The 22,936-nt window shown below is 69.5% G+C and carries 27 protein-coding genes; 22 read left to right on the top strand and 5 right to left on the bottom strand.

The genetic code is table 11. The features are described from left to right. The first annotated feature begins 1 nt into the window (after nt 1). Both ACFVAV_RS03200 and ACFVAV_RS03195 read left to right on the top strand, forming a co-directional pair. Nucleotides 2-1,240, top strand: a complete 1,239-nt coding sequence (locus ACFVAV_RS03200; RefSeq protein WP_379029039.1) for a sensor histidine kinase — start codon at nt 2-4, stop codon at nt 1,238-1,240. After that, nucleotides 1,237-1,926: a response regulator transcription factor gene (locus tag ACFVAV_RS03195; protein ID WP_019049472.1), complete on the top strand. Its 690-nt coding sequence runs from the start codon at nt 1,237-1,239 to the stop codon at nt 1,924-1,926. The genes ACFVAV_RS03200 and ACFVAV_RS03195 overlap by 4 nt, the downstream gene beginning before the upstream one ends. A gap of 64 nt (nt 1,927-1,990) precedes the next feature. On the opposite strand, the gene ACFVAV_RS03190 is transcribed toward ACFVAV_RS03195, so the two are convergent. Both ACFVAV_RS03190 and ACFVAV_RS03185 read right to left on the bottom strand, forming a co-directional pair. Next, nucleotides 1,991-2,320, bottom strand: coding sequence for a hypothetical protein (locus ACFVAV_RS03190; RefSeq protein ID WP_379029036.1), 330 nt, complete (start codon nt 2,318-2,320; stop codon nt 1,991-1,993). Nucleotides 2,321-2,390: 70 nt separating this feature from the next. Continuing rightward, nucleotides 2,391-3,215, bottom strand: coding sequence for a hypothetical protein (locus tag ACFVAV_RS03185; protein ID WP_379029946.1), 825 nt, complete (start codon nt 3,213-3,215; stop codon nt 2,391-2,393). Nucleotides 3,216-3,334: 119 nt separating this feature from the next. On the opposite strand from ACFVAV_RS03185, the gene ACFVAV_RS03180 reads away from it, so the two are divergent. From ACFVAV_RS03180 to ACFVAV_RS03140, 9 genes are all read left to right on the top strand, one after another. Continuing rightward, nucleotides 3,335-4,318 carry a hypothetical protein gene (locus ACFVAV_RS03180; RefSeq protein WP_379029034.1) on the top strand — a complete coding sequence of 328 codons (984 nt, stop codon included), beginning with the start codon at nt 3,335-3,337 and terminating at the stop codon, nt 4,316-4,318. Further along, nucleotides 4,315-6,210, top strand: coding sequence for a hypothetical protein (locus tag ACFVAV_RS03175; protein WP_379029032.1), 1,896 nt, complete (start codon nt 4,315-4,317; stop codon nt 6,208-6,210). Before ACFVAV_RS03180 ends, ACFVAV_RS03175 begins: the two co-directional genes overlap by 4 nt. Before the next feature lie 15 nt (nt 6,211-6,225). Next, nucleotides 6,226-7,092, top strand: coding sequence for a sugar phosphate isomerase/epimerase family protein (locus tag ACFVAV_RS03170; RefSeq protein ID WP_379029029.1), 867 nt, complete (start codon nt 6,226-6,228; stop codon nt 7,090-7,092). Between the two features lie 84 nt (nt 7,093-7,176). After that, a complete protein-coding gene (locus tag ACFVAV_RS03165) occupies nt 7,177-8,043 on the top strand; it encodes a thioesterase family protein (protein WP_379029026.1) in 867 nt (288 codons plus the stop codon). Between the two features lie 28 nt (nt 8,044-8,071). Next, nucleotides 8,072-8,890 (top strand): pyrroline-5-carboxylate reductase, encoded by an 819-nt coding sequence (proC, locus tag ACFVAV_RS03160; RefSeq protein ID WP_379029023.1) that lies wholly within the window; start codon nt 8,072-8,074, stop codon nt 8,888-8,890. 162 nt (nt 8,891-9,052) lie between these two features. Then, nucleotides 9,053-9,322: a helix-turn-helix domain-containing protein gene (locus tag ACFVAV_RS03155; RefSeq protein WP_229739639.1), complete on the top strand. Its 270-nt coding sequence runs from the start codon at nt 9,053-9,055 to the stop codon at nt 9,320-9,322. Between the two features lie 187 nt (nt 9,323-9,509). Further along, complete coding sequence (locus ACFVAV_RS03150) at nt 9,510-9,611, top strand: 30S ribosomal protein bS22 (protein WP_003402602.1); 102 nt, start codon at nt 9,510-9,512, stop codon at nt 9,609-9,611. 204 nt (nt 9,612-9,815) lie between these two features. Continuing rightward, entirely contained in the window at nt 9,816-10,850 is a 1,035-nt protein-coding gene (locus tag ACFVAV_RS03145) for an NAD-dependent epimerase/dehydratase family protein (protein ID WP_379029020.1), read from the top strand. Then, nucleotides 10,847-11,863, top strand: a complete 1,017-nt coding sequence (locus tag ACFVAV_RS03140) for a lysophospholipid acyltransferase family protein (RefSeq protein WP_379029017.1) — start codon at nt 10,847-10,849, stop codon at nt 11,861-11,863. The genes ACFVAV_RS03145 and ACFVAV_RS03140 overlap by 4 nt, the downstream gene beginning before the upstream one ends. Before the next feature lie 135 nt (nt 11,864-11,998). Here the strand turns inward: ACFVAV_RS03140 and ACFVAV_RS03135 are convergent, their stop codons facing one another. Next, nucleotides 11,999-12,907, bottom strand: a complete 909-nt coding sequence (locus tag ACFVAV_RS03135; RefSeq protein WP_379029943.1) for an HAD family hydrolase — start codon at nt 12,905-12,907, stop codon at nt 11,999-12,001. A gap of 205 nt (nt 12,908-13,112) precedes the next feature. Between ACFVAV_RS03135 and ACFVAV_RS03130 the strand changes: the two genes are divergently transcribed. The 5 genes from ACFVAV_RS03130 (at nt 13,113) to ACFVAV_RS03110 (ending at nt 18,493) form a co-directional block, all read left to right on the top strand. After that, entirely contained in the window at nt 13,113-13,394 is a 282-nt protein-coding gene (locus tag ACFVAV_RS03130; protein WP_379029014.1) for a glutaredoxin family protein, read from the top strand. Nucleotides 13,395-13,600: 206 nt separating this feature from the next. Continuing rightward, nucleotides 13,601-14,470, top strand: coding sequence for a redox-sensing transcriptional repressor Rex (locus ACFVAV_RS03125; RefSeq protein WP_379029011.1), 870 nt, complete (start codon nt 13,601-13,603; stop codon nt 14,468-14,470). After that, the gene (locus tag ACFVAV_RS03120; protein WP_379029006.1) at nt 14,467-15,861 is read left to right on the top strand and encodes a glutamyl-tRNA reductase; all 1,395 of its coding nucleotides are present in this window, start codon (nt 14,467-14,469) and stop codon (nt 15,859-15,861) included. Before ACFVAV_RS03125 ends, ACFVAV_RS03120 begins: the two co-directional genes overlap by 4 nt. Continuing rightward, nucleotides 15,858-16,928 carry a hydroxymethylbilane synthase gene (hemC, locus tag ACFVAV_RS03115; protein ID WP_379029003.1) on the top strand — a complete coding sequence of 357 codons (1,071 nt, stop codon included), beginning with the start codon at nt 15,858-15,860 and terminating at the stop codon, nt 16,926-16,928. The genes ACFVAV_RS03120 and hemC overlap by 4 nt, the downstream gene beginning before the upstream one ends. Continuing rightward, the gene (locus tag ACFVAV_RS03110; protein ID WP_379029001.1) at nt 16,925-18,493 is read left to right on the top strand and encodes a uroporphyrinogen-III synthase; all 1,569 of its coding nucleotides are present in this window, start codon (nt 16,925-16,927) and stop codon (nt 18,491-18,493) included. The genes hemC and ACFVAV_RS03110 overlap by 4 nt, the downstream gene beginning before the upstream one ends. 56 nt (nt 18,494-18,549) lie before the next feature. On the opposite strand, the gene ACFVAV_RS03105 is transcribed toward ACFVAV_RS03110, so the two are convergent. Beyond that, on the bottom strand, nt 18,550-18,831 hold the full coding sequence (locus ACFVAV_RS03105) for a hypothetical protein (protein ID WP_379028998.1): 282 nt from the start codon (nt 18,829-18,831) through the stop codon (nt 18,550-18,552). Nucleotides 18,832-19,023: 192 nt separating this feature from the next. Between ACFVAV_RS03105 and ACFVAV_RS03100 the strand changes: the two genes are divergently transcribed. The 6 genes from ACFVAV_RS03100 to ACFVAV_RS03075 all read left to right on the top strand — a co-directional run bounded on the left by ACFVAV_RS03100 (nt 19,024) and on the right by ACFVAV_RS03075 (nt 22,466). Further along, entirely contained in the window at nt 19,024-19,659 is a 636-nt protein-coding gene (locus ACFVAV_RS03100) for a serine hydrolase domain-containing protein (protein WP_379028995.1), read from the top strand. Nucleotides 19,660-19,701: 42 nt separating this feature from the next. Then, nucleotides 19,702-20,679: a porphobilinogen synthase gene (gene hemB, locus ACFVAV_RS03095; protein ID WP_379028993.1), complete on the top strand. Its 978-nt coding sequence runs from the start codon at nt 19,702-19,704 to the stop codon at nt 20,677-20,679. Continuing rightward, complete coding sequence (locus ACFVAV_RS03090) at nt 20,676-21,188, top strand: hypothetical protein (protein WP_379028990.1); 513 nt, start codon at nt 20,676-20,678, stop codon at nt 21,186-21,188. The genes hemB and ACFVAV_RS03090 overlap by 4 nt, the downstream gene beginning before the upstream one ends. A 265-nt stretch (nt 21,189-21,453) precedes the next feature. Continuing rightward, nucleotides 21,454-21,894, top strand: a complete 441-nt coding sequence (locus ACFVAV_RS03085; RefSeq protein ID WP_379028987.1) for a hypothetical protein — start codon at nt 21,454-21,456, stop codon at nt 21,892-21,894. Then, nucleotides 21,891-22,160 carry a hypothetical protein gene (locus tag ACFVAV_RS03080; RefSeq protein ID WP_379028984.1) on the top strand — a complete coding sequence of 90 codons (270 nt, stop codon included), beginning with the start codon at nt 21,891-21,893 and terminating at the stop codon, nt 22,158-22,160. The genes ACFVAV_RS03085 and ACFVAV_RS03080 overlap by 4 nt, the downstream gene beginning before the upstream one ends. An 84-nt stretch (nt 22,161-22,244) precedes the next feature. Beyond that, the gene (locus ACFVAV_RS03075) at nt 22,245-22,466 is read left to right on the top strand and encodes a hypothetical protein (RefSeq protein ID WP_379028981.1); all 222 of its coding nucleotides are present in this window, start codon (nt 22,245-22,247) and stop codon (nt 22,464-22,466) included. On the opposite strand, the gene ACFVAV_RS03070 is transcribed toward ACFVAV_RS03075, so the two are convergent. After that, nucleotides 22,463-22,849, bottom strand: coding sequence for a hypothetical protein (locus tag ACFVAV_RS03070; protein ID WP_379028978.1), 387 nt, complete (start codon nt 22,847-22,849; stop codon nt 22,463-22,465). The genes ACFVAV_RS03075 and ACFVAV_RS03070 overlap by 4 nt on opposite strands. Between the last annotated feature and the right edge of the window lie 87 nt (nt 22,850-22,936).

The raw sequence follows: 22,936 nt of genomic DNA, 5'->3' as shown, positions 1-22,936 counted from the left end.
CGTGAGTGTTCCGCAGGCCGTGCTGTTGGCAGTCCTCGCGGCTGTCGTCGGGCTGGCAGTCGGGGGCCTGCTGATCCCGTATGTCAACGCCAGGCAGGCCGCCCGCACCCAGGAAGACACCGGACTGACGATGTCGCAGGTGCTCGACTTGATCGTGCTCGCCTCCGAGAGCGGCATCGCCGTCGTCGACGAATACCGCGACGTGGTGCTGGTGAATCCGCGCGCCGAGGAACTCGGCCTGGTCCGTAACCGGCTGCTCGACGAGCGCGCCTGGGCGGCGGTGGAGAAGGTGCTGGAAACCGGCGAGTCCGCCGAGTACGACCTCACCGCGAAGAACCCACTGCCCGGCCGTGGCCGGATCGCCGTGCGCGGCGTCGCCCGCAAGCTGTCCCGCGAGGAGACCAGCTTCGTCGTGCTGTTCGCCGACGACGACTCCGAGCAGGCGCGCATGGAAGCGACCCGGCGCGATTTCGTCGCCAATGTCAGCCACGAGCTCAAGACTCCCGTCGGCGCGATGAGCCTGCTGGCCGAGGCCATGCTGGAATCCGCCGACGATCCCGACGCGGTGCGCCACTTCGGTTCGCGCGTGCTGGGCGAATCGCGTCGCCTCGGCAAGATGGTGACCGAGCTGATCGCGCTGTCGCGGCTGCAGGGCGCCGAGAAGCTGCCCGATCTGGCCGTCGTCGACGTCGACACCGTGGTGCAGCAGGCCGTCGACCGGTCGCGCACCGCCGCCGAGGCCGCGGGCATCACCGTCAGCACCGACCGGCCCAGCGGGCTGGAAGTGCTCGGCGACGAGACTTTGCTGGTCACCGCGCTGTCGAACCTGGTCGAGAACGCCATCGCGTACTCGCCGCAGGGTTCGCACGTGTCGGTGAGCCGGTCATTGCGCGGCGATCATGTCGCGATGGCCGTCACCGACCGCGGGATCGGCATCGCCAAGGAAGACCAGGAACGGGTGTTCGAGCGGTTCTTCCGCTCCGACAAGGCCCGCTCCCGGTCGACCGGCGGCACCGGGCTCGGCCTGGCCATCGTCAAACACGTGGCGGCCAACCACAACGGTGAGATCACCCTGTGGAGCAAACTGGGCACCGGCTCGACGTTCACGCTGCGCATCCCCGCCCATCTGGAAGCCGATGGGGACGAGGACACGGAGCAGACGCCGGAGCTCGCCACGAGAGAAACCATCATCCAGCGCACCCCCGCTGGACGAACGAGCGGTGTGGAGGCACGCAGATGACGAGTGTGTTGATCGTCGAAGACGAGGAGTCGCTGGCCGATCCGCTGGCGTTCCTGCTGCGCAAGGAAGGCTTCGATGTCACCGTCGTCGGCGACGGTCCGTCCGCGCTGGCCGAATTCGATCGCTCCGGCGCCGACATCGTGTTGCTCGACCTGATGCTGCCCGGCATGAGCGGCACCGATGTCTGCAAGCAGCTGCGCACCCGCAGCGGTGTGCCGGTGATCATGGTGACCGCGCGCGACAGCGAGATCGACAAGGTCGTCGGCCTGGAACTGGGCGCCGACGACTACGTCACCAAGCCGTACTCGGCGCGCGAGCTGATCGCCCGCATTCGCGCCGTGCTGCGCCGCGGCGCGGGTGACGAGCTGGACTCCGGCAGCGAGAACGGCGTGCTCGAGGCAGGTCCGGTGCGGATGGACGTGGACCGGCACACGGTGCACGTCAACGGCGGGCAGGTCACCCTGCCGCTCAAGGAGTTCGACCTGCTCGAGTACCTGCTGCGCAACTCCGGCCGGGTACTCACTCGCGGCCAGCTGATCGACCGCGTCTGGGGCGCCGACTACGTCGGTGACACCAAGACCCTGGACGTGCACGTCAAGCGCCTGCGTTCCAAGATCGAGGCCGACCCGGCCAAGCCGGAGCACCTGGTCACCGTGCGCGGCCTCGGCTACAAGTTAGAAGCGTAGAACCGAAAGAACCCGGCATCACTGCGGAAGTGGTGCCGGGTTCTGGCGTGTAGGTGGCCCGAGCTCAGAGCGCGCTCCAGGCGACGCCGATCGGGGTGTCGATCTTCTTGAGCGGGATCCAGCCGAAGGCGTCTTCCTGCATGCAGTCGTAGATCGGGACGTCGGCGGCGTTGCCCCGGCAGGCGATGGTGGTCGTGGTGCCCGTCGCGCTGATGATGATGAACTTGCCGTTCTTGGCGGCGTCGACCGCGGCCGGGTCGTTGAAGTTCACGAAGCTCGGGGTGAAGTCGGCGTACGCGGCCGGATCACCGTTCGGCGCGGCGTTGGCCAGGCCGGTCATGGAGAGGGTGGCGCCGATCACGAGGGTCGCCAGGGAAAGCGCTTTCTTCGACATGAACAGCGATCCAACCCGATCTTGATGACTTTCGCATGACCACGGGGTGAACCAGCAGATTGCGAGAATTTCACGCCGACTGATTCGAAATGTGAGCTTCGGGGTGGATTCGCTCGGCTTCGACTGTCGCCGGGTGCACCGCGATCAGGCCCAGACCCTCGCGACGGCGGCAGTGCTTGGCGAGTTCCTCGTAGGCGGGCGCGCCGAGCAGTTCGCGCAGTTCCGGGGCGTAGGACTGCCACACCGGCTTGGCGCCGACATGGGCGTCGGGGGAGCCGGTGCAGTACCAATCCAGATCGAGGCCGCCGGGGCCCCAGCCGCGGCGGTCGTACTCGGTGACCACGGTGCGCAGGATCTGCTCGCCGTCGGGACGCTCCACCCAGTCCTGGGTGCGGCGGATCGGCAGCTGCCAGCAGACGTCCGGTTTCACCTCGAGCGGTTCGATGCCCTTGCGCACCGCCATGATGTGCAGCGCGCAGCCGGGGCCCGCGGCGAAACCGGGGCGGTTGAGGAAGATGCAGGCGCCGTCGAAGCGGCGGGTGCGCAGCGCGGGTTCGTCCTCGAGCTCGTCGAGTTCGAGGTAACCCTTCTTGACCACCTTGCCCTTCTCGGTGGCCTCGCCCATCAGCTGCCAGTCCTGCGGTGTGAGCATCTTCACAGCACTCGCCAGGCGCTTGCGGTCGTCCTTGTCGGCGAGGAAGGCGCCGTGCGAGCAGCAGCCGTCGTCGGGACGGTCGGCGATGATCCCCTGACAGGCCGGTGTGCCGAACACACAGGACCAGCGCGACAGCAGCCAGGTCAGGTCGGCGACGATCTGGTGCTCGTCGTTTGCTGGGTCGGTGAACTCGATCCATTCACGCGGGAAGTCGAGCTCGACTTCGGGGCTCGGATCGATCTTTCGCCCAGGTCGGAGCCCGGTCTCTGCGGAGCCAGGTGCGCCTTCGGTCACAACTTATGACGCTAACAGTTCAGTCGCCTGGCCTGTAGGACGGGATCACCAAGTACCGTATTCCTGTGCGGCTTGGTGTTCTCGATGTCGGAAGCAATACCGTTCACCTGCTCGTGGTGGACGCGCATCGTGGTGGTCACCCGATGCCGATGAGCTCGTCGAAGTCGGCGTTACGGCTGTCGGAGAACATGGATGGCGACGGGCGGATCACCGAGGCGGGCGAGGCGCGGCTGGTCGCGACCATCGCCGAATTCGCCGATCTGGCCCGCAACTCCAAGTGCGTCGAGTTGATGCCGTTCGCGACCTCGGCGCTGCGTGAGGCGACCAACTCCGAGGAAGTGCTCGGCCGGGTTCGCGCCCTGACCGGTGTCGATCTGGAGGTGCTCTCCGGCGACGACGAGGCCAGGCTGACGTTCCTCGCGGTGCGCCGCTGGTTCGGCTGGAGCGCGGGCCGCATCATCAATCTCGACATCGGCGGCGGCTCGCTGGAGATGTCCAACGGCGGCGACGAGGAACCCGACGTCGCGCTGTCGCTGCAACTCGGCGCGGGCAGGCTCACCAGGGAGTGGCTGCGTGACGATCCACCGGGCAAGCGCAAGATCGCGGTGCTGCGCGACTGGCTCGACGCGGAACTGGTCGGGCCGAGCAAGACCCTCACCGAGCCGGGCAAACCGGACCTGGCCGTCGGCACCTCGAAGACGTTCCGCTCGCTGGCCAGGCTGACCGGGGCGGCACCCTCGGCCGCCGGTCCGCGGGTGCGCCGTACACTGACCAGCTCCGGTTTGCGCCAGCTGATCGCGTTCATCTCCCGGATGACCGCGGCCGACCGTGCCGAGCTGGAAGGCGTGAGTTCGGACCGGTCCCAGCAGTTGGTGGCCGGCGCACTGGTCGCGGAGGCGAGTATGCGGGCGTTGTCGATCGACAGCATCGAGATCTGCCCATGGGCGCTGCGCGAAGGCCTGATCCTGCGCAAACTGGACACCGAGCCCAACGGAGGCCCGGCCGTCCAGCCGCCGGCCGCGTCGGTGGCGAGAGCGGAGTCGGCATGAGTGGTGAGGATTCGAAACAGCTATCCGTCGCCGAACTACTCGCGCGCAATGCCGCGCAGGGTGCCTCGTCGCCGTCGGGTGGCGGTGGCAGGCGCAGACGCAGCGGGCGTGGGCTCTCGGTCAACGATCTGACCGGTGAGAACGCGGCCGTCAAGCCGAACTCGCACGCCGCGCCCGCGCCCGAACCGGCCCCGACCTACCAGCCCGCGCCGGAACCGGCGAGTTACGAACCACCCGCGAGCTATGAACCGCCCGCGAGTTATGAGCCCGCGCCGTATCCGCCGCCGGGCCCGGCCGAGCCGGCGTTCTCGCCGATGTCAGGGCCGATCACCCGCTTCGATCCCCATTCGGGATTCTCCGCTCCCGACCCCAACGATCCCCTCGGCGTGGCGGGCTCGCGCCCGTCGTCCGATCCGTTCGGTCCGTTCCGGGCCGAGGCGCGCGACACCTCGACGCGCGATACCTCGACGCGCGCTAACGGGCGTGGTCCCGGCAGGCTCGGCGCGCCCGGTTCGGCGCAGCCGGTCGATCCCGGCATCGCCGAGATGTTCGGCTCCGGTGCGCTGCCCGCGGTGCCGGGGGCGGCCGGTGGCCGTCGCCGCAAGCCCGATCCGGAGGAGATCCCCGAGCCACCGCAGGCGCCCCCGGTCACCGGTGGCCGCGCCGCGCGCAGGCGGGCCGCCGAGGCCGCGGAGGAAGCCGCCGCGGCGCCTGCCGCGGAGCCGTCCGGTTACGCGCCTACCGGCTACGAGGCCACGCCCTACGGCGGCGAGGCCCCGCGTGGCTTCAACGGTCGCCAGGACGCCCCACCGGCGTTCAACGGCTATCCGGGCGCCGACGCGGCACCGGGCTTCGGCGGCTACCCGGATCCGGGACCTGCCTTCGGTCCACGCCCGGATTCGGTCCAGGGCTTCGGCGGCTTTGCCGACGTCGACGCGGCTTTCGGCCGGCGCCAGGACAACGCCACCCAGGCCTTCGATCCGGCAGACGCCCCGCAGGCGCGGGGGACCGGCTGGCCGCAGGCCCCCGAGGCCGATCAACGGCCGTCGCTGGATCGCAGGCGGTCGGCACCCGACGCCGGGAAGAAGGGCGGACTGCCGTCGTGGTCGGCGCGCAGGCATCGTCCCGACACCGAGGAGTCCGCACCCGACAGCGGTGGTTTCGCCACGGCCGCGTGGTCGCCGGTCAGCCAGGAACAGCCCTTGGTCGCCGGTCAGTCGGTGGCCGGTGACCTGCTCCGCCAGCGCGCAGAAGACGCCGACGCGCGCACCGAGATCTATCGCGTCGGCGGCGAGCAGCCGGGCGCCGACCCCGACACCGACGACTACGCCGAGTCCGATTACGCCGACCGCGACTACGCCGACAACGACTACTCCGACGCCGAGTACGACGACGGCGAGTACGACGACGAGGACGACTACGACGACGATTACGAACCAGAGCCGAAGCCGACCAGGGCGAGCAAGCGGGCCGCGACCAAGGCCGCCGCGTCCAAGGTGGCGCGCCGGGCCAAGTCGCGGGCGGCGAGCCGGATGGCCGCGAGCCGGGTGGCCGCGAGTCGGGTTGGTGCGAGCCGGGTGGCGGCAGGCCGGGCTGGTGCCCGCTCTGCGCGCACCGCCGCCGACGACGCCAACCGCCGTCAGTGGCTGATCCTCGCCGGGCAGAGCGTCGGCGCGGCGGTCGCGGGCATGTTGCTGTTCAAGGGTTTCGAGACGATGTGGGAGACGCTGCCGTGGGTGGCGCTGGCCCTCGCGATGGTCGTGATCCTGGGACTCGTGGCTCTGGTCCGGGTGCTGCGCCGCACCGACGACATCTTCAGCACTGTGATCGCTGTCGTCGTAGGCGTCTTCGTGACGCTGGGACCGCTAGCCTTTCTCCTCAGTACCAGCTGAAGCAGGGAGTGGGCTGTGGGGAACGCGCGGGCGGACATCGGAATCGGGCTGTCGACGGCATCGGTATATCCGGAGAACACGCAGGCGGCGTTCCGCTACGCGGCCGAATTGGGTTACGACGGTGTGGAATTGATGGTGTGGGCCGAGCCGGCCAGCCAGGACATCGCGACCGTGCAGTCCTACGTCAAGCGCTACGACGTCCCGGTGCTCGCCGTGCACGCGCCGTGTCTGCTGATCTCCCAGCGGGTCTGGGGCGCCGACCCCGTGGCCAAGCTGGAACGCAGCGTGCGCACCGCGCAGGCGCTGGACGCCGACACCGTGGTGGTGCATCCGCCGTTCCGCTGGCAGCGCCGCTATGCCAAGGGCTTCGCCGAGCAGGTCGGTGAGCTCGAAGCGAGCTATCCGGTGAACGTCGCGGTCGAGAACATGTTCCCGATGCGGGCCGACACCCTGTTCCGCGAGGGCGCGGTGCGCAGGCTGGAGCGCCGATCGGGGCCGGGCCGGTCGGTGAGCGCGTTCAGCCCGTCGTTCGATCCCACCGACATCGGTTTCGAGCACTACACCCTCGATCTGTCGCACACCGCGACCGCGGGCGCCGATGCGCTGGAACTGGCGCGGCGGATGGGCGACGGCCTGGTGCACCTGCACCTGGCCGACGGTCGCGGCGCCGCGCACGACGAGCACCTGGTCCCCGGCGACGGCACCCAGCCGTGCGCGCAGCTGTGCGAGTACCTGGTGCACACCGGCTTCACCGGGCACGCGGTGGCCGAGATCAACACCCAGACCGCGCGGACCACCGCCGAGCGCTCGGCGCTGCTCGGCCGCACCCTCGATTTCGCGCGCAGGCACCTCACCGGCGCGACTCACGCCGACCGCACCTGACAGATCACACCGCCGCGGCATGGTGGTCACCATGACCTCCTTGTACGCTGTACGAATTGCCGTGTACAGCGACCAGGAGTGACGATGACGCGAGAACTCGCGACCGACGCGCCGTTCAGTCAGGTGGTCGACCTGACCGAGCTCCCCACCACCGATGCCGACACCGGGCGCTACGTCGGCATCATCGCGCCCACCTGGACCATCGGTCCCAAGGTGCACGGCGGTACGATGGTCGCCGCCAGCGCCGCCGCGGCCACCCGCTGGCTCACCGAGGCAGACCCCGCGCTCGCGCAGATGGCGCCCATCGCGGCCAGCTCCGACTTCCTCGGCGCCCCCGATCCCGGCGAGGTCGAGTACGCGGTCCACATCCGCAAGAAGGGCCGCCAGATCTGCCTCGCCGACGCGGAGCTGATCCAGGACGGGCGCACGCTGGTGCGCACCGCCTTCACCTTCGGCCACCTCGACGCCGACGGCACCCGCTGGAGCGACACCGGCACCGACATGCCCGCCGCGCCGGACGCCACCGCGCTCGAGTACACCCCCGATTCGCCGATGGGCAAGATCGTGCACGTCGGCGAGGTGTCGCGGGTCTTCCTCGACGCGAACTGGGCCGACTTCGCCCGCGGCGAGACCGGCCCGCCCCGGGCGCGGCTGTGGATCCGTCCGCTCGACGGCGACGAGGCCGACCCGCGCGTGCGCGCCGCCTTCGCCATGATGGCCGCCGACATGAGCCCGCCGGTGCCGATGAACCTCGGCCACTTCGGCTGGTCGCCGACCGTCCAGATGACCACCTACCTGCGCCGCATCCCCGCCCCGGGCTGGCTGCGGGTCATCGCGACCGCCCGTGAGGTCGGTGAGCGCATGTTCGACGAGGACCAGCTGGTCATCGACTCCACCGGCGCCGTCGTCGCCCAGAGCCGCCAGCTCGCGTTGATCCCGCAGGCGCGCTGAGGGACACCGCACCACTAACCTTGTCTGTATGACGAGAATTGCGGTGGTCGGTGGCGGGCGGATCGGTGAGGCGCTGGTCGCCGGATTGCTGGAATCCGGCAGGGCGATCAAGGACCTGGTCGTCGTCGAGCCGGTCGCCGCGCGTGCCGCGCAGCTCGCCGAGCGGTTCAAGATCCGGGTGACCGGATCGGTCGCCGACGCGGTCGTCGGGGCCGACATCGTCGTCGTCGCGGTCAAGCCGGGCGATGTCGACTCGGTGCTCACCGACCTGTCCAAGGCCGACCTCGACACCGGTCGGGACCAGGTGCTGGTCTCGCTGGCCGCCGGCGTCACCACCGCGCGGCTCGAGTCCAAGCTGCCCGCGGGCTTCGCGGTGGTCCGGGTCATGTCGAACACGCCGATGCTGGTCGGGCAGGGGATGAGTGTGCTCGCGGCGGGCCGCTACACCGACGCCGAACAGCTCGAGCTGGTCGGTGAGATGCTCGAAGCCGTCGGTCAGGTGGTGACGGTGCCCGAAGCCCAGATGGACGCGGTCACCGCGGTGTCGGGTTCGGGGCCGGCGTATTTCTTCCTCGTTGTCGAGGCGATGATCGATGCCGGTGTGAGCCTGGGGCTGACGCACGACGTGGCCAGCCGGCTGGTCGTCCAGACCATGATCGGCTCGGCCGCGCTGCTGGACGAGACCGGGCAGAGCGCGGTCGATCTACGGGCCGCGGTCACCTCGCCCGGTGGCACGACGGCGGCGGCGCTGCGGGTGCTCGAGCGGGGCGCGTTGCGGTCGGCGTTCATCGAGGCGCTACACGCCTCCAAGCAACGCTCCGCGGAACAGGGCGCGTCGAGCGAATGACGATCGGGTACCCGGGATGAAAACCGATTTCTCACACCCGTCGCAGTAATCCCACTGGTCCCGCTAAGCTCGTAGAAGCACGTGCGTGTCTGTTCCGCCGGTGGGGAAGCCGGTGGCGCGGACGTGCCGGAGGTCAATGGTGCCATGATGTCTGCGAACAGAATGTCTGCAAGCAATTCACCGGCGTCGGGCGGTGGATCGGGTTCATCCGGTCCGCGGGTCGGCTCCACGCAGGGACAACCGGTGATCGGCGGTGGCACGCAGTTTCTCACCGTCGCCGAAGTCGCCGATCTCATGCGGGTGTCGAAGATGACGGTGTATCGGCTCGTGCACTCGGGTGAACTGCCCGCGGTGCGGGTCGGCCGCTCGTTCCGGGTGCACGCGAAGGCGGTGCACGACTACCTGGAGACGTCGTACTTCGACGCGGGCTGAACCAGCCCGCCAGGTAGAAGGGCGGTTTCGTCACTGCTCGGGTGTCCCGGTAGCATGAACCCTCGGTTCGTGTCCGCCTGCCGGTGGCACCGCTTCGTGGTGTCCGGTGCGCCCCGGCGGCGCGGGCACCAGACGACGCACGCGACACCGCGTGTGGATGCCGAGTAGAGAAACGCGAGGAAACCCTATGGGTTCTGTGATCAAGAAGCGCCGCAAGCGTATGTCGAAGAAGAAGCACCGCAAGCTGCTTCGCCGCACGCGTGTTCAGCGGCGCAAACTCGGCAAGTAAGCCTGCGTGCCTACGCGAGCCCGTCACCTTCGAAGGTGACGGGCTTGTGTTTTCTTACAGCGTCATCGTTAAAAGCTTGTTGATCGTGTCGGTGGGTGACGCGAATGCGGCTACTCTGGTACGCGGGAAAACATGAGAAGCAGGGGGCTTTGAGTGGGGCCAGGTCCGAGTTCTGATACACGGGAACGACACGTACCGAAGGTAGTGCTGGTGACCGGAGCCAGCCGCTTCTTCGGTAGTAATGTCGCGTCCCGGCTCGCCGCGGAACCGGGTGTCGAGCGCGTGATCGCCGTCGACACGATGACCCCGGGCCGGGAGCTCCGCCGTCGCATGGGTAGCGCCGAGTTCGTGCGCGCCGACATCAGGAATCCGCTGATCCGCAAGGTCGTCGAGGGCAACGACGTCGATACCGTCGTGCACGCGGCCGTGCTCACCCGTCCGCCCGCCGGTGGCGGTCGCGCGGTGATGAAGGACGTCAACGTCCTCGGCACGATGCAGTTGCTCGCCGTGTGTCAGAAGGCGCCGTCGGTGCGGCGCGTGGTCGTCCGGTCGTCCTCGGCGGTGTACGGCTGCAGCGCCAAGGACCCGGCGAAATTCACCGAGGAAATGGGAGCGCGTACCCCACCGTCCGGTTGGTTTGCGCGCGACATGATCGATATCGAAGCGCTGGTGCGCGGAATGGCGCGGCGCAGGCCCGATATTTCCGCATCGATTCTGCGTTTCGCGCCGATCGTGGGTCCCCGGCTGGCCGATCGCGGCGTGCAATATCTGCGTTCGCCGATCACGCCCACTGTGCTCGGGCGCGAATCCAGGCTCCAATTGCTGCACGAGGAAGACGCTGTTGCCGTCCTGGTGCACGCCGCATTTCGCGCACACGGCGGCGCGGTGAATATCGCGGGCGACGGCGCACTGGCCATGTCGCAGGCGATCCGCCGGGCAGGGCGCATAGTCGCGCCGGTGCCGTTCTTCGTTTTCCGCACTGTCGGGCGCACGCTGATGGGCCCGGTCATGCGCGGATTCAGTAGTGAGCAACCCGACTACTTCTACTTCGGTTGCGGGCTCGACACGACCCGCATGCGGACCGAGCTCGGTTTCACCCCCCGCTGGACCACGGTCCAGGCATTCGACGATTTCATCGCGGGCGCAGCGTTGCGGCCCGTCTTCGATCCGGCATGGATCGACGCCGCGGAAACCAAACTGCTCGGCCTCATCGGGGCCGGTTCGGGAGCGCATACATGAACGAGGGAGCGAAAGTAATTCGTCTCGACGTGAATGTCGAGGCCCGGCAACGACCACCGGCGCGACGCTGGCCTGATCAGCCGATGCAGGCCACCCCGGTGACGTCGCTGAGCGAACGCAGGCCGGGGATGCCGACTCGGCCGCCCAAGAGCCTGTCCGACATCGTCCGCGACGCCGTCGGCACGCAGATCGAGAACGCCGCGGAGTTCGCGCGCCGCAGGTTCACCGGCGACTATCAGGTCGACGAGTTCGGCTACGACGTGCACCTGCTCGAGTCGGTCATCCTGCCCGCCCTGCGGCCGCTGTCGGAGTTCTGGTTCCGGGTCGAGGTCGCCGGCATCGAGAACATCCCCGCCACCGGCGGCGCGCTGCTCGTGGCCAACCACGCGGGCACCGTCCCGCTCGACGGCCTGATGCTGCAGCTGGCCATCCACGACAAGCATCCGAACCGGCGCGCGCTGCGCCTGCTGGCCGCCGACCTGATCTTCGAACTGCCGATGCTGGGCGCGCTGGCCCGCAAGGCCGGGCACACGCTGGCCTGCCATCCCGACGCCGAGCGCCTGCTGCGCTCCGGCCAGATCGCGGGTGTGTTCCCTGAGGGCTTCAAGGGCGTCGGCAAGAACTACGCCGACCGGTACAAGCTGCAGCGGTTCGGTCGCGGCGGGTTCGTCTCGGCGGCCGTGCGCACCGGCGTGCCGATCATCCCGTGCTCGATCGTCGGCTCCGAGGAGATCTACCCGAAGCTGGCCGACATCAAGCCGCTGGCCCGCCTGCTCGGCCTGCCGTATTTCCCGGTGACCCCGCTGTTCCCGCACCTGGGCCCGCTCGGCGCGATCCCGCTGCCGTCGAAGTGGTACATCGAATTCGGCGAGCCGATCGCGACCTCGGCCTACGAGCCGGAAGAGGCCGACGACCCGATGACGATGTTCGAGGTCACCGACCAGGTCCGCGAGACGATCCAGCAAACCCTCTACAAGCTGCTCGCCAAGCGCCGCAACGCTGTAATGGGCTAGGACGCACCCCACTGATCACGCGAGAACATGGGTAACTCCCCACCCACCTCCCAGCTGCCCCACGCATGACGCGAGCCCGAGAACAAACAGCCGAGCTCCCGGACGACCCGCAAAATTCCCGGAGAGGCGGGACAATCATCCCGCCCGTTTGCGGGTGATGGCTGCCGCGACCGCGCCGCCTGCCGCGCCGAGTGCGAGCGCGGTGGGGACGCCGATCTTGGCGGCCTTACGGCCGGTGCGGAAGTCGCGGATCTCCCAGCCCCGGTTCTTGGCGACCTCGCGCAGATCCGAGTCGGGGTTGATCGCGACCGCGGTGCCGACCAGCGACAACATGGGCACGTCGTTGTGGCTGTCGGAGTAGGCCGTGCAGCGCTTGAGGTTGAGGCCCTCGCGGATGGCCAGGGTGCGCACCGCGTGCGCCTTGCCGAGGCCGTGCAGGATGTCGCCGACCAGCCGACCGGTGAACTTGCCGTCGACGCTCTCGGCGACCGTGCCGAGGGCGCCGGTCAGGCCGAGGCGCTTGGCGATGACGTTGGCCAGCTCCACCGGCGTCGCGGTCACCAGCCAGACCTGCTGGCCCGCGTCGAGGTGCATCTGGGCGAGCGCGCGGGTGCCGGGCCAGATCTTGTCGGCGATGATCTCGTCGTAGATCTCCTCGCCGAGCGCGGCGAGTTCGGCGGTCGGGCGGCCCGCGATGAAGCTGAGCGCCTTCTCCCGGCCCGAGGCCATGTCGGAGGAGTTCTCCTTGCCGGTGACCCGGAACTTCACCTGCTTCCAGGCGACGTCGACCAGGTCGGCGGTCTTGAAGTATTTGCGGGCGGCCAGCCCGCGGGCGAAGTGCACGATCGAGGCGCCCTGCACCAGGGTGTTGTCGACGTCGAAGAACGCCGCCGCCGTCAGATCACGCGGTACCTCGGGGCCCGTGTCGTCGCCCTGTTCGGCGAGCTCGGCATCGTGCAGGCTGAGCGCGGCGTCGGCGCTGGCCTCACCGGCCAGGTTGGCGCGCAGCTCCTCCTCGCTCGGCCCGAACGGGCTGCGCGGCAGCCGTGCGAACTGTTCCTGTAGTTCCTGGCCGAGGCGGCTGGGCTGCCACCGCGCAGGGAACTCTCCGAATCGCCCTGCGACGAATCCGGCCCTAGCCACCTTCGAACGTTCCGGCACCAGTACCCTCCGCTAGTCGCGCGAACCATGTCCACAGTAACCGGATTCACCGACAACCCGCGGCGGGCTCGAGGATTAAATAGAGCTCATGACTAATCCCACACCCACCGTGACCCTGTTGACGCGCGCCGGTTGTGGCCTGTGCAGCATCGCACTGGCGCAATTGGAGACGATCTGTGGTGATTTCGGTCTCCCGGTGCACACCGTAGACGTCGACGAAGCCGCGGTCAGCGACCCCGGACTGCGTGCCGAATACGGCGATCGGCTGCCCGTGGTCCTGTTGGACGGCCGTGAACACAGCTATTTCGACGTCGATGAGCCACGTTTGCGGGCCGACTTGAGCCGTTTCGCTGGTCGCGGCGGAAAATGAGGCCAATTTCACCGACTTTGTGAACGCCTGCACAAGCGGTTACGGTGGTGGCACGCAATCCGCACCGCCGCCCCCAGCAGCGGCGGTGGCCGGGTTTGTACCGCCCCCCATGGCACCGGTCGCTCACTAGCGACGCAGCGACCCACAACCGGTGAACGAACAGAGGAACCGGACCGCGATCAGGCCCGGAACGAGGAGCCGACGACGTGACAGAGCAGCATGAGACGCCAGGTGGCGTCTCCGGCAAGGCTCTTCAGAGGGATATCCCCCAGGCCACGGTGACTCGTCTTGCTACTTATCTCCGGGTTCTCGCCGGGTTGGCCGACGAGGGTGTAGCCATCGTATCGAGTGAGGAACTAGCTGTCGCGGCGGGTGTCAATTCGGCCAAGCTGCGCAAGGATCTTTCCTTCCTCGGACCCAACGGCGTGCGGGGTGTCGGCTATGACGTGGCCAAGTTGCGCACCAGGATCGAAGATGTGCTCGGTCTGTCGCAGGGACATCGGGTGGTGCTGATCGGTGCGGGCAATCTGGGCCGCGCCCTGGTCGGCTACGGCGGTTTCGGGGTACGTGGCTTCACCGTGGTCGGGATCTTCGACAACGACCCCGCGGTGATCGGCCAGGCGTACGCCGGTCTCGTCGTGCGCGATGTCGAGCAGCTCACCGAGCAGATTCCGGCGCTCGCGCCGACCATCGCGGTACTCGCCGTACCGGACGAGGCCGCCCAGGACGTGTGCGACCGGCTCGTCGCCGCCGGGCTCCCGTCGATCTTGAGCTTCGCCCCGTGTGCCCTGCGCGCGCCCGCCCATGTGGAGGTTCGCCGCGTCGACCTGGCGATGGAGCTGCAGATGCTCTCCTTCGACGCCGCCCGCAACGACGCGCCCGCCCTGCCCGAGGTGGCCCAGGCCGGGTCCGGCCGGATCGCGCGCCGGGTGCCTGCGCAGAACCATCCCGCCCTCACGCACCCCGCGCCGGTCGAACCGGCGCGCGGCAGGCCGCAGCGACGCACCGCGCCGCACTCGGCCACCCCGCATTCGGCAACGGAGCCAAGCACCAAGGGATCGGTGATCACGCCATGAGTGTCCTGCTCGTCGGAATTTCTCATCGGAGTGCACCGGTCTCGGTGCTCGAGAAGGTCGCTATCAGCGAGGCCGACCGCCCGAAGCTGGTCGACCGGCTGCTCGAGTCCAGCCATGTGTCCGAGGCGATGATCGTCTCCACCTGCAACCGCGTCGAGGTCTACGCCGTGGTCGACGCCTTCCACGGCGGGCTCGGCGAGGTCAGCGAACTGCTCACCAAGCATTCCGGGCTGCCGCTGGGCGATCTGACCAGGCACGCCTACGTGCGCTACAGCGAGGCCGCGGCCGAGCACCTGTTCGCGGTCGCCAGCGGCCTCGACTCGATGGTCGTCGGCGAGCAGCAGGTGCTCAGCCAGATCCGCAGTGCCTACGCCAGCGCCGACGGGCAGCAGGCGGTCGGGCGCACCCTGCACGAACTGGCCCAGCACGCGCTGCGGGTCGGCAAGCGGGTGCACTCCGAGACCGGGATCGACCGGGCGGGCGCCTCGGTGGTGTCGGTGGCACTGGACCGGGCGCGCGGCGTCGTCGGCGATCTCGCCGGCCGCACCGCGGTGGTGCTCGGCGCCGGTGCGATGGGCGGCCTGGCCGTCGCGCACCTGTCGCGGGCCGGGATCGGCCGGATCATCGTCGCCAACCGCACGCTCGACCGCGCGCAGCGCCTCGCCGAGACCGGGCGCAGCATGCACGGCGTCGACGCCGAGGCCGTCGAGATGTCGCACCTCACCGAGGCGATGGCGGCCGCGGACGTCGTCATCACCTGTACCGGCGCGGTCGGTGCGGTCGTGACACTGGCCGACACCCACCGCGCGCTCGCGGGCCGGGCCCGCACCGACGCCGCCGAACATCCGCTGGTCTTCTGCGACCTCGGCCTGCCCCGCGATGTGGAGCACGCCGTGGCGGGTCTGCCCGGCGTCGCCGTCATCGACATCGAATCGCTGCAGCGCGATCCGGCCGCGGGCGCCGCGGCCGACGACACCGCCGCCGCGCGTCAGATCGTCGCCGACGAACTCGCGAAATATCTTGCCGGGCAACGCATGGCGGAGGTCACCCCGACGGTGGCCGCACTGCGTCAGCGTGCCGCCGAGGTGGTGGAGGCCGAACTGCTCCGCCTGGATTCGCGGCTACCCGACTTGGCCGATCCGGCTCGCGACGAGGTGGCGCGCACCGTGCGCCGCGTCGTCGACAAGCTGCTGCACGCGCCGACGGTGCGCGTCAAACAGCTGGCATCGACGCCGGGTGGCGACAGCTACGCCGAGGCGTTGCGTGAGCTGTTCGAACTGAAACCCGGTGCGGTGCAAGCGGTTGCCGCTCCCATGGAGGTCGCTGCGGCCGAGTCCGCGCTGGCCGACGACTTCACCGCAGGACACCTCGGCGATGGGCAGGACGCATGATCACGACAGTGCAGGAAGAGGACACCGTGACCGCAGGCAGCAGCAGTGCGCCGTGGCGGATCGGCACGCGCGGCAGCCTGCTCGCGCTGACACAGGCGGGGACCATCCGTGATGCGCTGATCGCGGCGGGCCAGCCCGCCGAGCTGGTCGTCATCAAGACACCGGGTGATCTGTCGTCGGATCCGGTCCAGAAGATCGGCGTCGGGGTGTTCACCTCGGCGCTGCGCGACGAGCTCGCCGCAGGCGGCATCGACATCGCGGTGCACTCCTACAAGGACCTCCCCACCGCGCAGGACCCGCGCTTCACCATCGCCGCCATCCCGCCCCGCGAGGACCCGCGCGACGCGCTGGTCGCCCGCGACGGACTGGTCCTCGGTGAACTGCCCGCCGGCGCCAAGGTGGGCACCTCGGCGCCGCGCCGCGCTGCCCAGCTGCGGGCGCTCGGACTCGGCCTCGACATCGTCCCGCTGCGCGGCAACGTCGACTCCCGGTTGCGCAAGGTGAGTGAGGGCGAACTCGACGCCATCGTCATCGCCCGTGCCGGTCTGTCCAGAATCGGGCGGACCGACGCGATCACCGAATCGCTCGAGCCGGTGCAGATGCTGCCCGCCCCCTCACAGGGCGCCCTCGCGGTGGAATGCCGCAGCGACGACCCGCAGCTGATCGAGATCCTCACCGGCCTGGACGACGCCCCGACCAGAGCCGCGGTGCTGGCCGAGCGTTCGCTGCTCGGTGAACTCGAGGCCGGCTGCACCGCGCCGATCGGCGCCATCGCCGAGGTCGTCGAGTCGATCGACGAGGACGGCCGCATCTTCGAGGAGCTGTCGCTGCGAGCCTGTGCTGCCGCGATCGACGGCTCCGACGTCTTGCGCGCCTCGATCGTCGGCGCGCCGCGCGACGCCGAGGAGCTCGGTCGCGCACTCGCGCGCGATCTGCTGGATCTGGGCGCTCGCGCTTTGCTGAGCGTCGCGGACGAGCCGGAACCGGAGGTCGGTTCCCCCACACAGGCGGTGAACACCCCCGCCCCAGACTTCACCAATTCCAGCCCGATGGAGAACAACCGATGAGCAGCCGAGGCACCAAGAAGCAACCAGGGCGGATCCTTTTCGTCGGATCCGGCCCCGGCGACCCGGCCCTGCTGACCGTGCGCGCCCGCGAGGTGCTCGAGCGGGCGACGCTGGCGTTCACCGACCCCGATGTCGACAAGGGCGTGCTCGCGCTGATCGGCATCGCCGTCGAGGCCGCCGAGGACGGCGAGCGTCCGGTGGACGTGCGTCCGGCGCTCGGCGAGCCCGCCGAGGTGGCCAAGACGCTGATCGCCGAGGCCCGTGGCGGTCACGATGTGGTGCGCGTCGTCGCCGGTGATCCGTTGACCACCGATTCGGTGATCAACGAGGTCAACGCCGTCACTCGCTCGCACATGGTGTTCGAGGTGCTGCCCGGCCTGCCGAACGGCTCCGCGGTGCCGAGCTACGCGGGTATCGCCCTCGGTTCCGGGCACACCGAGGCGGACGTGCGCGGCGAGGTCGACTGGGCGGCGCTGGCCGCGGCCCCCGGACCGCTGGTGCTGAGCGCCACCTCCGGGCACCTGGCCGAGACCGCGAGTGCGCTGGTCGAACACGGCATGGCCCCGCAGACTCCGGTCGCGGTGACCGTGCGTGGCACCACCCGCCAGCAGCGCACCATCGAGGCGACGCTGGCCACCCTGAACAACGCCGCCTCCGAGCTGGTCGGCCCGCTGGTCGTCACGGTCGGCAAGGAGGTCGACAAGCGCTCGAAGATGTCGTGGTGGGAGTCGCGTGCCCTCTACGGCTGGACCGTGCTGGTGCCGCGTACCAAGGACCAGGCCGGCGAGATGAGCGAGCGGCTGGTGACCCACGGCGCCATCCCGATGGAGGTGCCGACCATCGCGGTCGAGCCGCCGCGCAGCCCCGCGCAGATGGAGCGCGCGGTGAAGGGCCTGGTCGACGGCCGCTACCAGTGGGTGGTGTTCACCTCCACCAACGCGGTGCGCGCGGTGTGGGAGAAGTTCGCCGAGTTCGGCCTGGACGCGCGGGCGTTCTCCGGCGTGAAGATCGCCTGTGTCGGCGAGGCCACCGCGGAGAAGGTGCGCTCGTTCGGCATCAACCCCGAGCTGGTGCCCAGCGGTGAACAGTCCTCCGAGGGCCTGCTCGCCGACTTCCCGCCCTACGACGACGTGTTCGACCCGGTCAACCGGGTGCTGTTGCCGCGCGCCGACATCGCCACCGAGACCCTCGCCGAGGGCCTGCGTGAGCGCGGCTGGGAGATCGACGACGTCACCGCCTACCGCACCGTGCGCGCGTCGCCGCCGCCGGCGGAGACCCGCGAGATGATCAAGACCGGCGGTTTCGACGCGGTCCTGTTCACCTCGTCCTCCACGGTCCGCAACCTGGTCGGTATCGCGGGCAAGCCGCACGCACGCACCATCGTCGCCTGCATCGGCCCCAAGACGGCCGAGACCGCGATCGAGTTCGGTCTGCGCGTGGACGTGCAGCCCGAGACGGCGCAGGTGGGTCCGCTGGTAGAGGCGCTGGCCGAGCACGCCTCGCGCCTGCGCGCCGAGGGCCTGCTGCCACCGCCGCGGAAGAAGAGCCGCCGCAGCAGCCGCTAGTCTGCGCAGACACCCCGAAGGCCCGCCCGCCGTGGCGGGCCTTCGGCGTATCCGAGTCATCGGCTGTAGCGCAGCAGGGTGCGCACCAGTCGGCAGGTGGCATCGGACGGCGGGCGCAGCTCGATCTGGTCGGCGGTGCGCCGGATCGTGTCGTTGGTGGCCTGGTTCGGCAGATACACCCCGGAATCGAGGAGCGCAATCGTCAACCGCATGGCCTTGAGCCTGCGGTTGTGCGCCACATACCAGCGACGCGGCCTGCCCGCGGGCAGCCGCTTCTTCTCCAGCGGCACGTACGGCGCGGTGATGAATCCGGACTTCGATGCGGCAATGGCGTTCATGGCGTCCTCCCGTCGCGAATGGGTCCCGCCCCCGATCGTCGGGAACCCTCGAACACGCTTTCGATTGTAGCGAGGGGGTCCGACAAGTTTCGTCGGTCTCTCGCGGAAGCCATTGAGCTCCAGTGGGATTCGATGTTATCCACAGGTTCCCGGCGACGATTCGCCGGGCGGCTGTCGGGGGCCTGTGGTCTAGTGGCGACAGATGTCACGCTGACCGCGGTCGCGGCCTCGATCCTGATCGAGGACGGCGTACTCGACCCCGCCGAGCGCGTCTTCGGCCCACTCGCCATGGTCGACACCGGCTTCTCGGTTCCGGCGGACAAGCTCGACCGGTTCGGGCCGTATTTCGGCGACCGGGACGGCGCCCGCGTCGTCTTCGATCCGGTCGACGGACAGTGGAGTACACCGCCCGCGTTCGAGGGCGGCGGCGACGGACTGGTCTCCACCCTCGCGGACTACCACCGGTTCGCCCGCATGTTGCGCGGCGGCGGCGAACTCGACGGCGCCCGCGTTCTGTCCGGACGATCCGTGGCCGCGATGACGGCCGACCACCTCACCGCCGAGCAGCTCGCCCGCGGCGGGCCGAGCCCGGACGGCAGCGCGGGCTGGGGATACGGCGTGGATGTCCAGCTCACCGACCTGCCCGACGGCCCGCGGGCCGGTTCCTACGGCCGGGACGGCGGCCTCGGTTCGACCTGGTGCAACGACCGCGCGGTCACCGGAATCCTGCTCACCAATCAGGCGTGGAGCTCGGCCGGACCACCCCCGGTGTTTGCCACGTTCGAGTCGATCTTGGGGGAGGCTGCCCGCGCCGGCGACCCCACGTAGGCGCCGACGCGAGGCTTCGCGCGCAGGCGTATTCTGCGGTCTATGACCGCTTTCGACCGCCCGCGGCGGTTGCGCAGGACTCCCGCTTTGCGTCGGCTCGTCGCCGAAACCACGCTCGAGCCGCGGCAGCTGGTGCTGCCGATGTTCGTCGCCGACGGGATCGACGAGCCGCGCGAGATCAGCTCGATGCCCGGCGTGTATCAGCACTCGCTGGACTCGCTGCGCAAGGCGTCCGTCGAAGCGGCGACCGCCGGTGTCGGCGGCCTGATGCTGTTCGGTGTGCCGCTGCCCGAGGACAAGGACCCCACCGGCAGCCAGGCCAGCGACCCCAACGGCATCCTCAATCGCGGCCTGCGCGCGCTGGCCGAAGAGGTCGGCGACGCGACCGTCATCATGGCCGACACCTGTCTGGACGAGTTCACCGATCACGGCCACTGCGGTGTCATCGGCACCGACGGCGCGGTCGACAACGACGCCACCCTGCACCGCTACGTGGAGATGGCGCTGGCCCAGGCCGAAGCGGGCGCCGATCTGCTCGGTACCAGCGGCATGATGGACGGCCAGGTCGGCGCGATCCGGCGCGGGCTGGACGCAGTCGGGCACACCGACACCGCCATCCTCGCCTACGCAGCCAAGTACGCCTCCGCCTTCTACGGCCCGTTCCGTGAGGCCGTCGGCTCGTCGCTGGAAGGCGATCGCCGCACCTACCAGCAGGATCCGGCCAACCGCCGCGAATCGCTGCGCGAACTCGATCTGGACCTCGCCGAGGGCGCCGACATCGTGATGGTGAAGCCGGCGATGTCCTACCTCGACATCCTGCGCGACGTCGCCGATCGCTCGACGGTCCCGGTGGCCGCCTACCAGATCTCCGGCGAGTACGCGATGATCACCGCCGCCGCCGAGCGCGGCTGGATCGACCGCAGGGCCGCGATTCTGGAGTCGCTGATCGGCATCCGGCGGGCGGGCGCGGACATCGTGCTCACCTACTGGGCGACCGAGGCTGCACACTGGCTGTCGTGATCGTTCCACCGCACAAACCCGAAACCCTCCCGATGCCCGAAGACGTCGGCACCGCACGCCAGCTGTGGTGGGCCGTTGCCGGGCTCGGGGTCGTGTACACCGGCGCCGGGATCGCCACCATGGCCGGGCAGCGCGACGAACTGAGCACACAGTTCCTCGACGAGATGCACAAGTCGGACCCAGGCTTCCCGGCGTCGACCGTCGACGTGATGGTGCTGGCCGCGTTCGTGCTGACCGCGATCGTCGGACTCGTGCTGGCCGGGGTGACCGTGCTGATCGCACAGCAGCTCTCCCGCGGTAAGTCGTGGGCGCGCACGGTACTCACGGTCGTCGCGGTCTGGCTCGGCCTCGGCGCGGTCGCCACGATGTTCGCTTTCTCCGGCGACACCGCGGTGGCCACGATGATCGCCGGTGGCACCGCGATCGTGCAGGGTGTCCTCGCGGTCGGCGCCGCGTATCTGAGTTACCGGCCGGAATCCACCCGGTACTTCCAGCTGAACCGTCGGTGAACGCGAGGTGGCGCCCCGTAGTCTTGGGGCGCCGACCCGCCGCAGTGTATGGTGAGCATGCTCACAGTGATTTGGGGTACTCACTGTGACATAGCCGGTAGGGAACCGGCGGAGCGGAGGCAATGATGCGCGTGGTGATCGAGCAGCCACACAGCCTGCGACGCGATCTGTTGGTCATCGGATTGATGGTTCTGCTCGCTCTCGTCACCATCGCTCTCATTCTGTTGCCGAGCCTGGTCGGCTGATTCTCCGGCGCAGTACCCCCATGGTGTTGTTCTCCGAGCCCGGCGCGCGATGGCGCGCGGTCGCCTACGGTCCGTTGCTCTGCGCTGTCATCCTGCTGGTGGAGTGGCTCGCTGGCAGCTCCCTGCACTGGTTCGCCCTGGGTTTCTGCGCCGTCGCCATCGGCGGATTCACCGTGCTCCAGGTGATCGCGGGACGCACCCATGCCCGGGTCGAACTGACCGGCGCCACGCTGCATCAGGGCGTCGAATCGCTGTCGCTGGCCGACGTCGTGGCCGTGCTCCCCGCCGAGGACGACGACGCCACGCAGGCCAGGCCGCTCGGCGCGCTCAGCGGCGTCCCGCGCCGCCGCCGCGGCATCGGATTGCGCCTGGCCGACGGCCGGATCGTGCAGGCGTGGGCGATCGACCACACCGGCTTGCGCACCGCGCTGAGCGCTGCCCTGGCAGGATCGCAAGGATGAGACGCTGGATCGCCGCCGCGCTGTTCGAGCTCGGCTCGGCCGTGCTCTGCCTGGCCGGCGCGGTATACAGCTGGAGCCATGCGCGGCGCACGTCCGAATTCGTCACCGCCGACGATCATCCCGCCTTCGAGGCCGTGCGATACGCGCCACCGCTGCTGATCCTGGCCACCGCGCTGGTGATCATGGCCGGTGTCCTCGTCATCGATGCCGTCGCCAGGATCGCGACCGGATATGTAGCGCTGCGCGTTACCGAAACGATGCACTGAGCGAGGCCGAATTCCGATGTGCGCGTTGGGGTTCGGGACGTATCTCGACCGCTCGCGCAGCGGGCAGTTCACGGAGGAACACCGATGACCAAGCTCATCGCAGGATTCTGTACCGCGGCCGCGGCCGTGGCGGCGATCGCCCTGGCAGCGGCACCCGCCCAGGCCGCAGGCCTGCCCCTGACCCCCATGGTTGCCGAGCCGGCCGCCGGCGGCTTCGCCCCGGAGACCGGCTCGAGCGGTATCTACAACGGCATCATGTGCCAGCTGCACACGATCTCGGCCGAGGTGCCCTGCATGTATACCTAGCCGGTCCAGTGCTGGTAGACGTCGACGACGCGGCCGCCGCGCGTGCCCGGCGCGTTCAGGTACACGGTGACGGTGCCGTCGGGATGGCTCGCCACCTCCGTCACCACCTGACGCAGGGTGGCGCGGATGCCGCCGTCGGCGTCGCGGTGGAGATTCGTGTCGCTGTGCAGGCCGACGCCGATCCGGTTGGCGGGCACGAACATCACGATCAGCGCCGGAATCGGACCCGCGCCGAGCGCGACGGTCTCCTCGTGGCTGAGCTGGGCGCCGATCCGATCCGGCTGGGCCTGCGGCGCGAAGGCGGCGGCCGAGCCCGCGCCGAAGACCACCGCGGCCGCGACGAACCCTGTACCGAGGGCAGTGCTGGTGACGCCGAAACGCATGAAATACCCTTCCGCTGTCGCTGATGTCGAACCGCTCAGTGCCTGAGCAGCCCGGAGCGTAGCCGCAGGCCAACGCGCCTTGATCGA

It is taken from the genome of Nocardia sp. NPDC057663 (assembly GCF_042799895.1).
Lineage (GTDB): Bacteria > Actinomycetota > Actinomycetes > Mycobacteriales > Mycobacteriaceae > Nocardia.
Note: the sequence above shows the minus strand (reverse complement) of the source record. Positions and strands in the feature narration are given on the sequence as shown.

Bases quoted from the DNA above. Each gene is read 5' to 3' on its own strand.
- ACFVAV_RS03195 (WP_019049472.1), top strand. From the start codon at position 1,237: ATGACGAGTGTGTTGATCGTCGAAGACGAGGAGTCGCTGGCCGATCCG.
- ACFVAV_RS03190 (WP_379029036.1), bottom strand. From the start codon at position 2,320: ATGTCGAAGAAAGCGCTTTCCCTGGCGACCCTCGTGATCGGCGCCACC.
- ACFVAV_RS03175 (WP_379029032.1), top strand. From the start codon at position 4,315: ATGAGTGGTGAGGATTCGAAACAGCTATCCGTCGCCGAACTACTCGCG.
- ACFVAV_RS03165 (WP_379029026.1), top strand. From the start codon at position 7,177: ATGACGCGAGAACTCGCGACCGACGCGCCGTTCAGTCAGGTGGTCGAC.
- proC (WP_379029023.1), top strand. From the start codon at position 8,072: ATGACGAGAATTGCGGTGGTCGGTGGCGGGCGGATCGGTGAGGCGCTG.
- ACFVAV_RS03155 (WP_229739639.1), top strand. From the start codon at position 9,053: ATGTCTGCAAGCAATTCACCGGCGTCGGGCGGTGGATCGGGTTCATCC.
- ACFVAV_RS03150 (WP_003402602.1), top strand. From the start codon at position 9,510: ATGGGTTCTGTGATCAAGAAGCGCCGCAAGCGTATGTCGAAGAAGAAG.
- ACFVAV_RS03140 (WP_379029017.1), top strand. From the start codon at position 10,847: ATGAACGAGGGAGCGAAAGTAATTCGTCTCGACGTGAATGTCGAGGCC.
- ACFVAV_RS03130 (WP_379029014.1), top strand. From the start codon at position 13,113: ATGACTAATCCCACACCCACCGTGACCCTGTTGACGCGCGCCGGTTGT.
- ACFVAV_RS03120 (WP_379029006.1), top strand. From the start codon at position 14,467: ATGAGTGTCCTGCTCGTCGGAATTTCTCATCGGAGTGCACCGGTCTCG.
- hemC (WP_379029003.1), top strand. From the start codon at position 15,858: ATGATCACGACAGTGCAGGAAGAGGACACCGTGACCGCAGGCAGCAGC.
- ACFVAV_RS03110 (WP_379029001.1), top strand. From the start codon at position 16,925: ATGAGCAGCCGAGGCACCAAGAAGCAACCAGGGCGGATCCTTTTCGTC.
- ACFVAV_RS03105 (WP_379028998.1), bottom strand. From the start codon at position 18,831: ATGAACGCCATTGCCGCATCGAAGTCCGGATTCATCACCGCGCCGTAC.
- hemB (WP_379028993.1), top strand. From the start codon at position 19,702: ATGACCGCTTTCGACCGCCCGCGGCGGTTGCGCAGGACTCCCGCTTTG.
- ACFVAV_RS03085 (WP_379028987.1), top strand. From the start codon at position 21,454: ATGGTGTTGTTCTCCGAGCCCGGCGCGCGATGGCGCGCGGTCGCCTAC.
- ACFVAV_RS03080 (WP_379028984.1), top strand. From the start codon at position 21,891: ATGAGACGCTGGATCGCCGCCGCGCTGTTCGAGCTCGGCTCGGCCGTG.
- ACFVAV_RS03075 (WP_379028981.1), top strand. From the start codon at position 22,245: ATGACCAAGCTCATCGCAGGATTCTGTACCGCGGCCGCGGCCGTGGCG.
- ACFVAV_RS03070 (WP_379028978.1), bottom strand. From the start codon at position 22,849: ATGCGTTTCGGCGTCACCAGCACTGCCCTCGGTACAGGGTTCGTCGCG.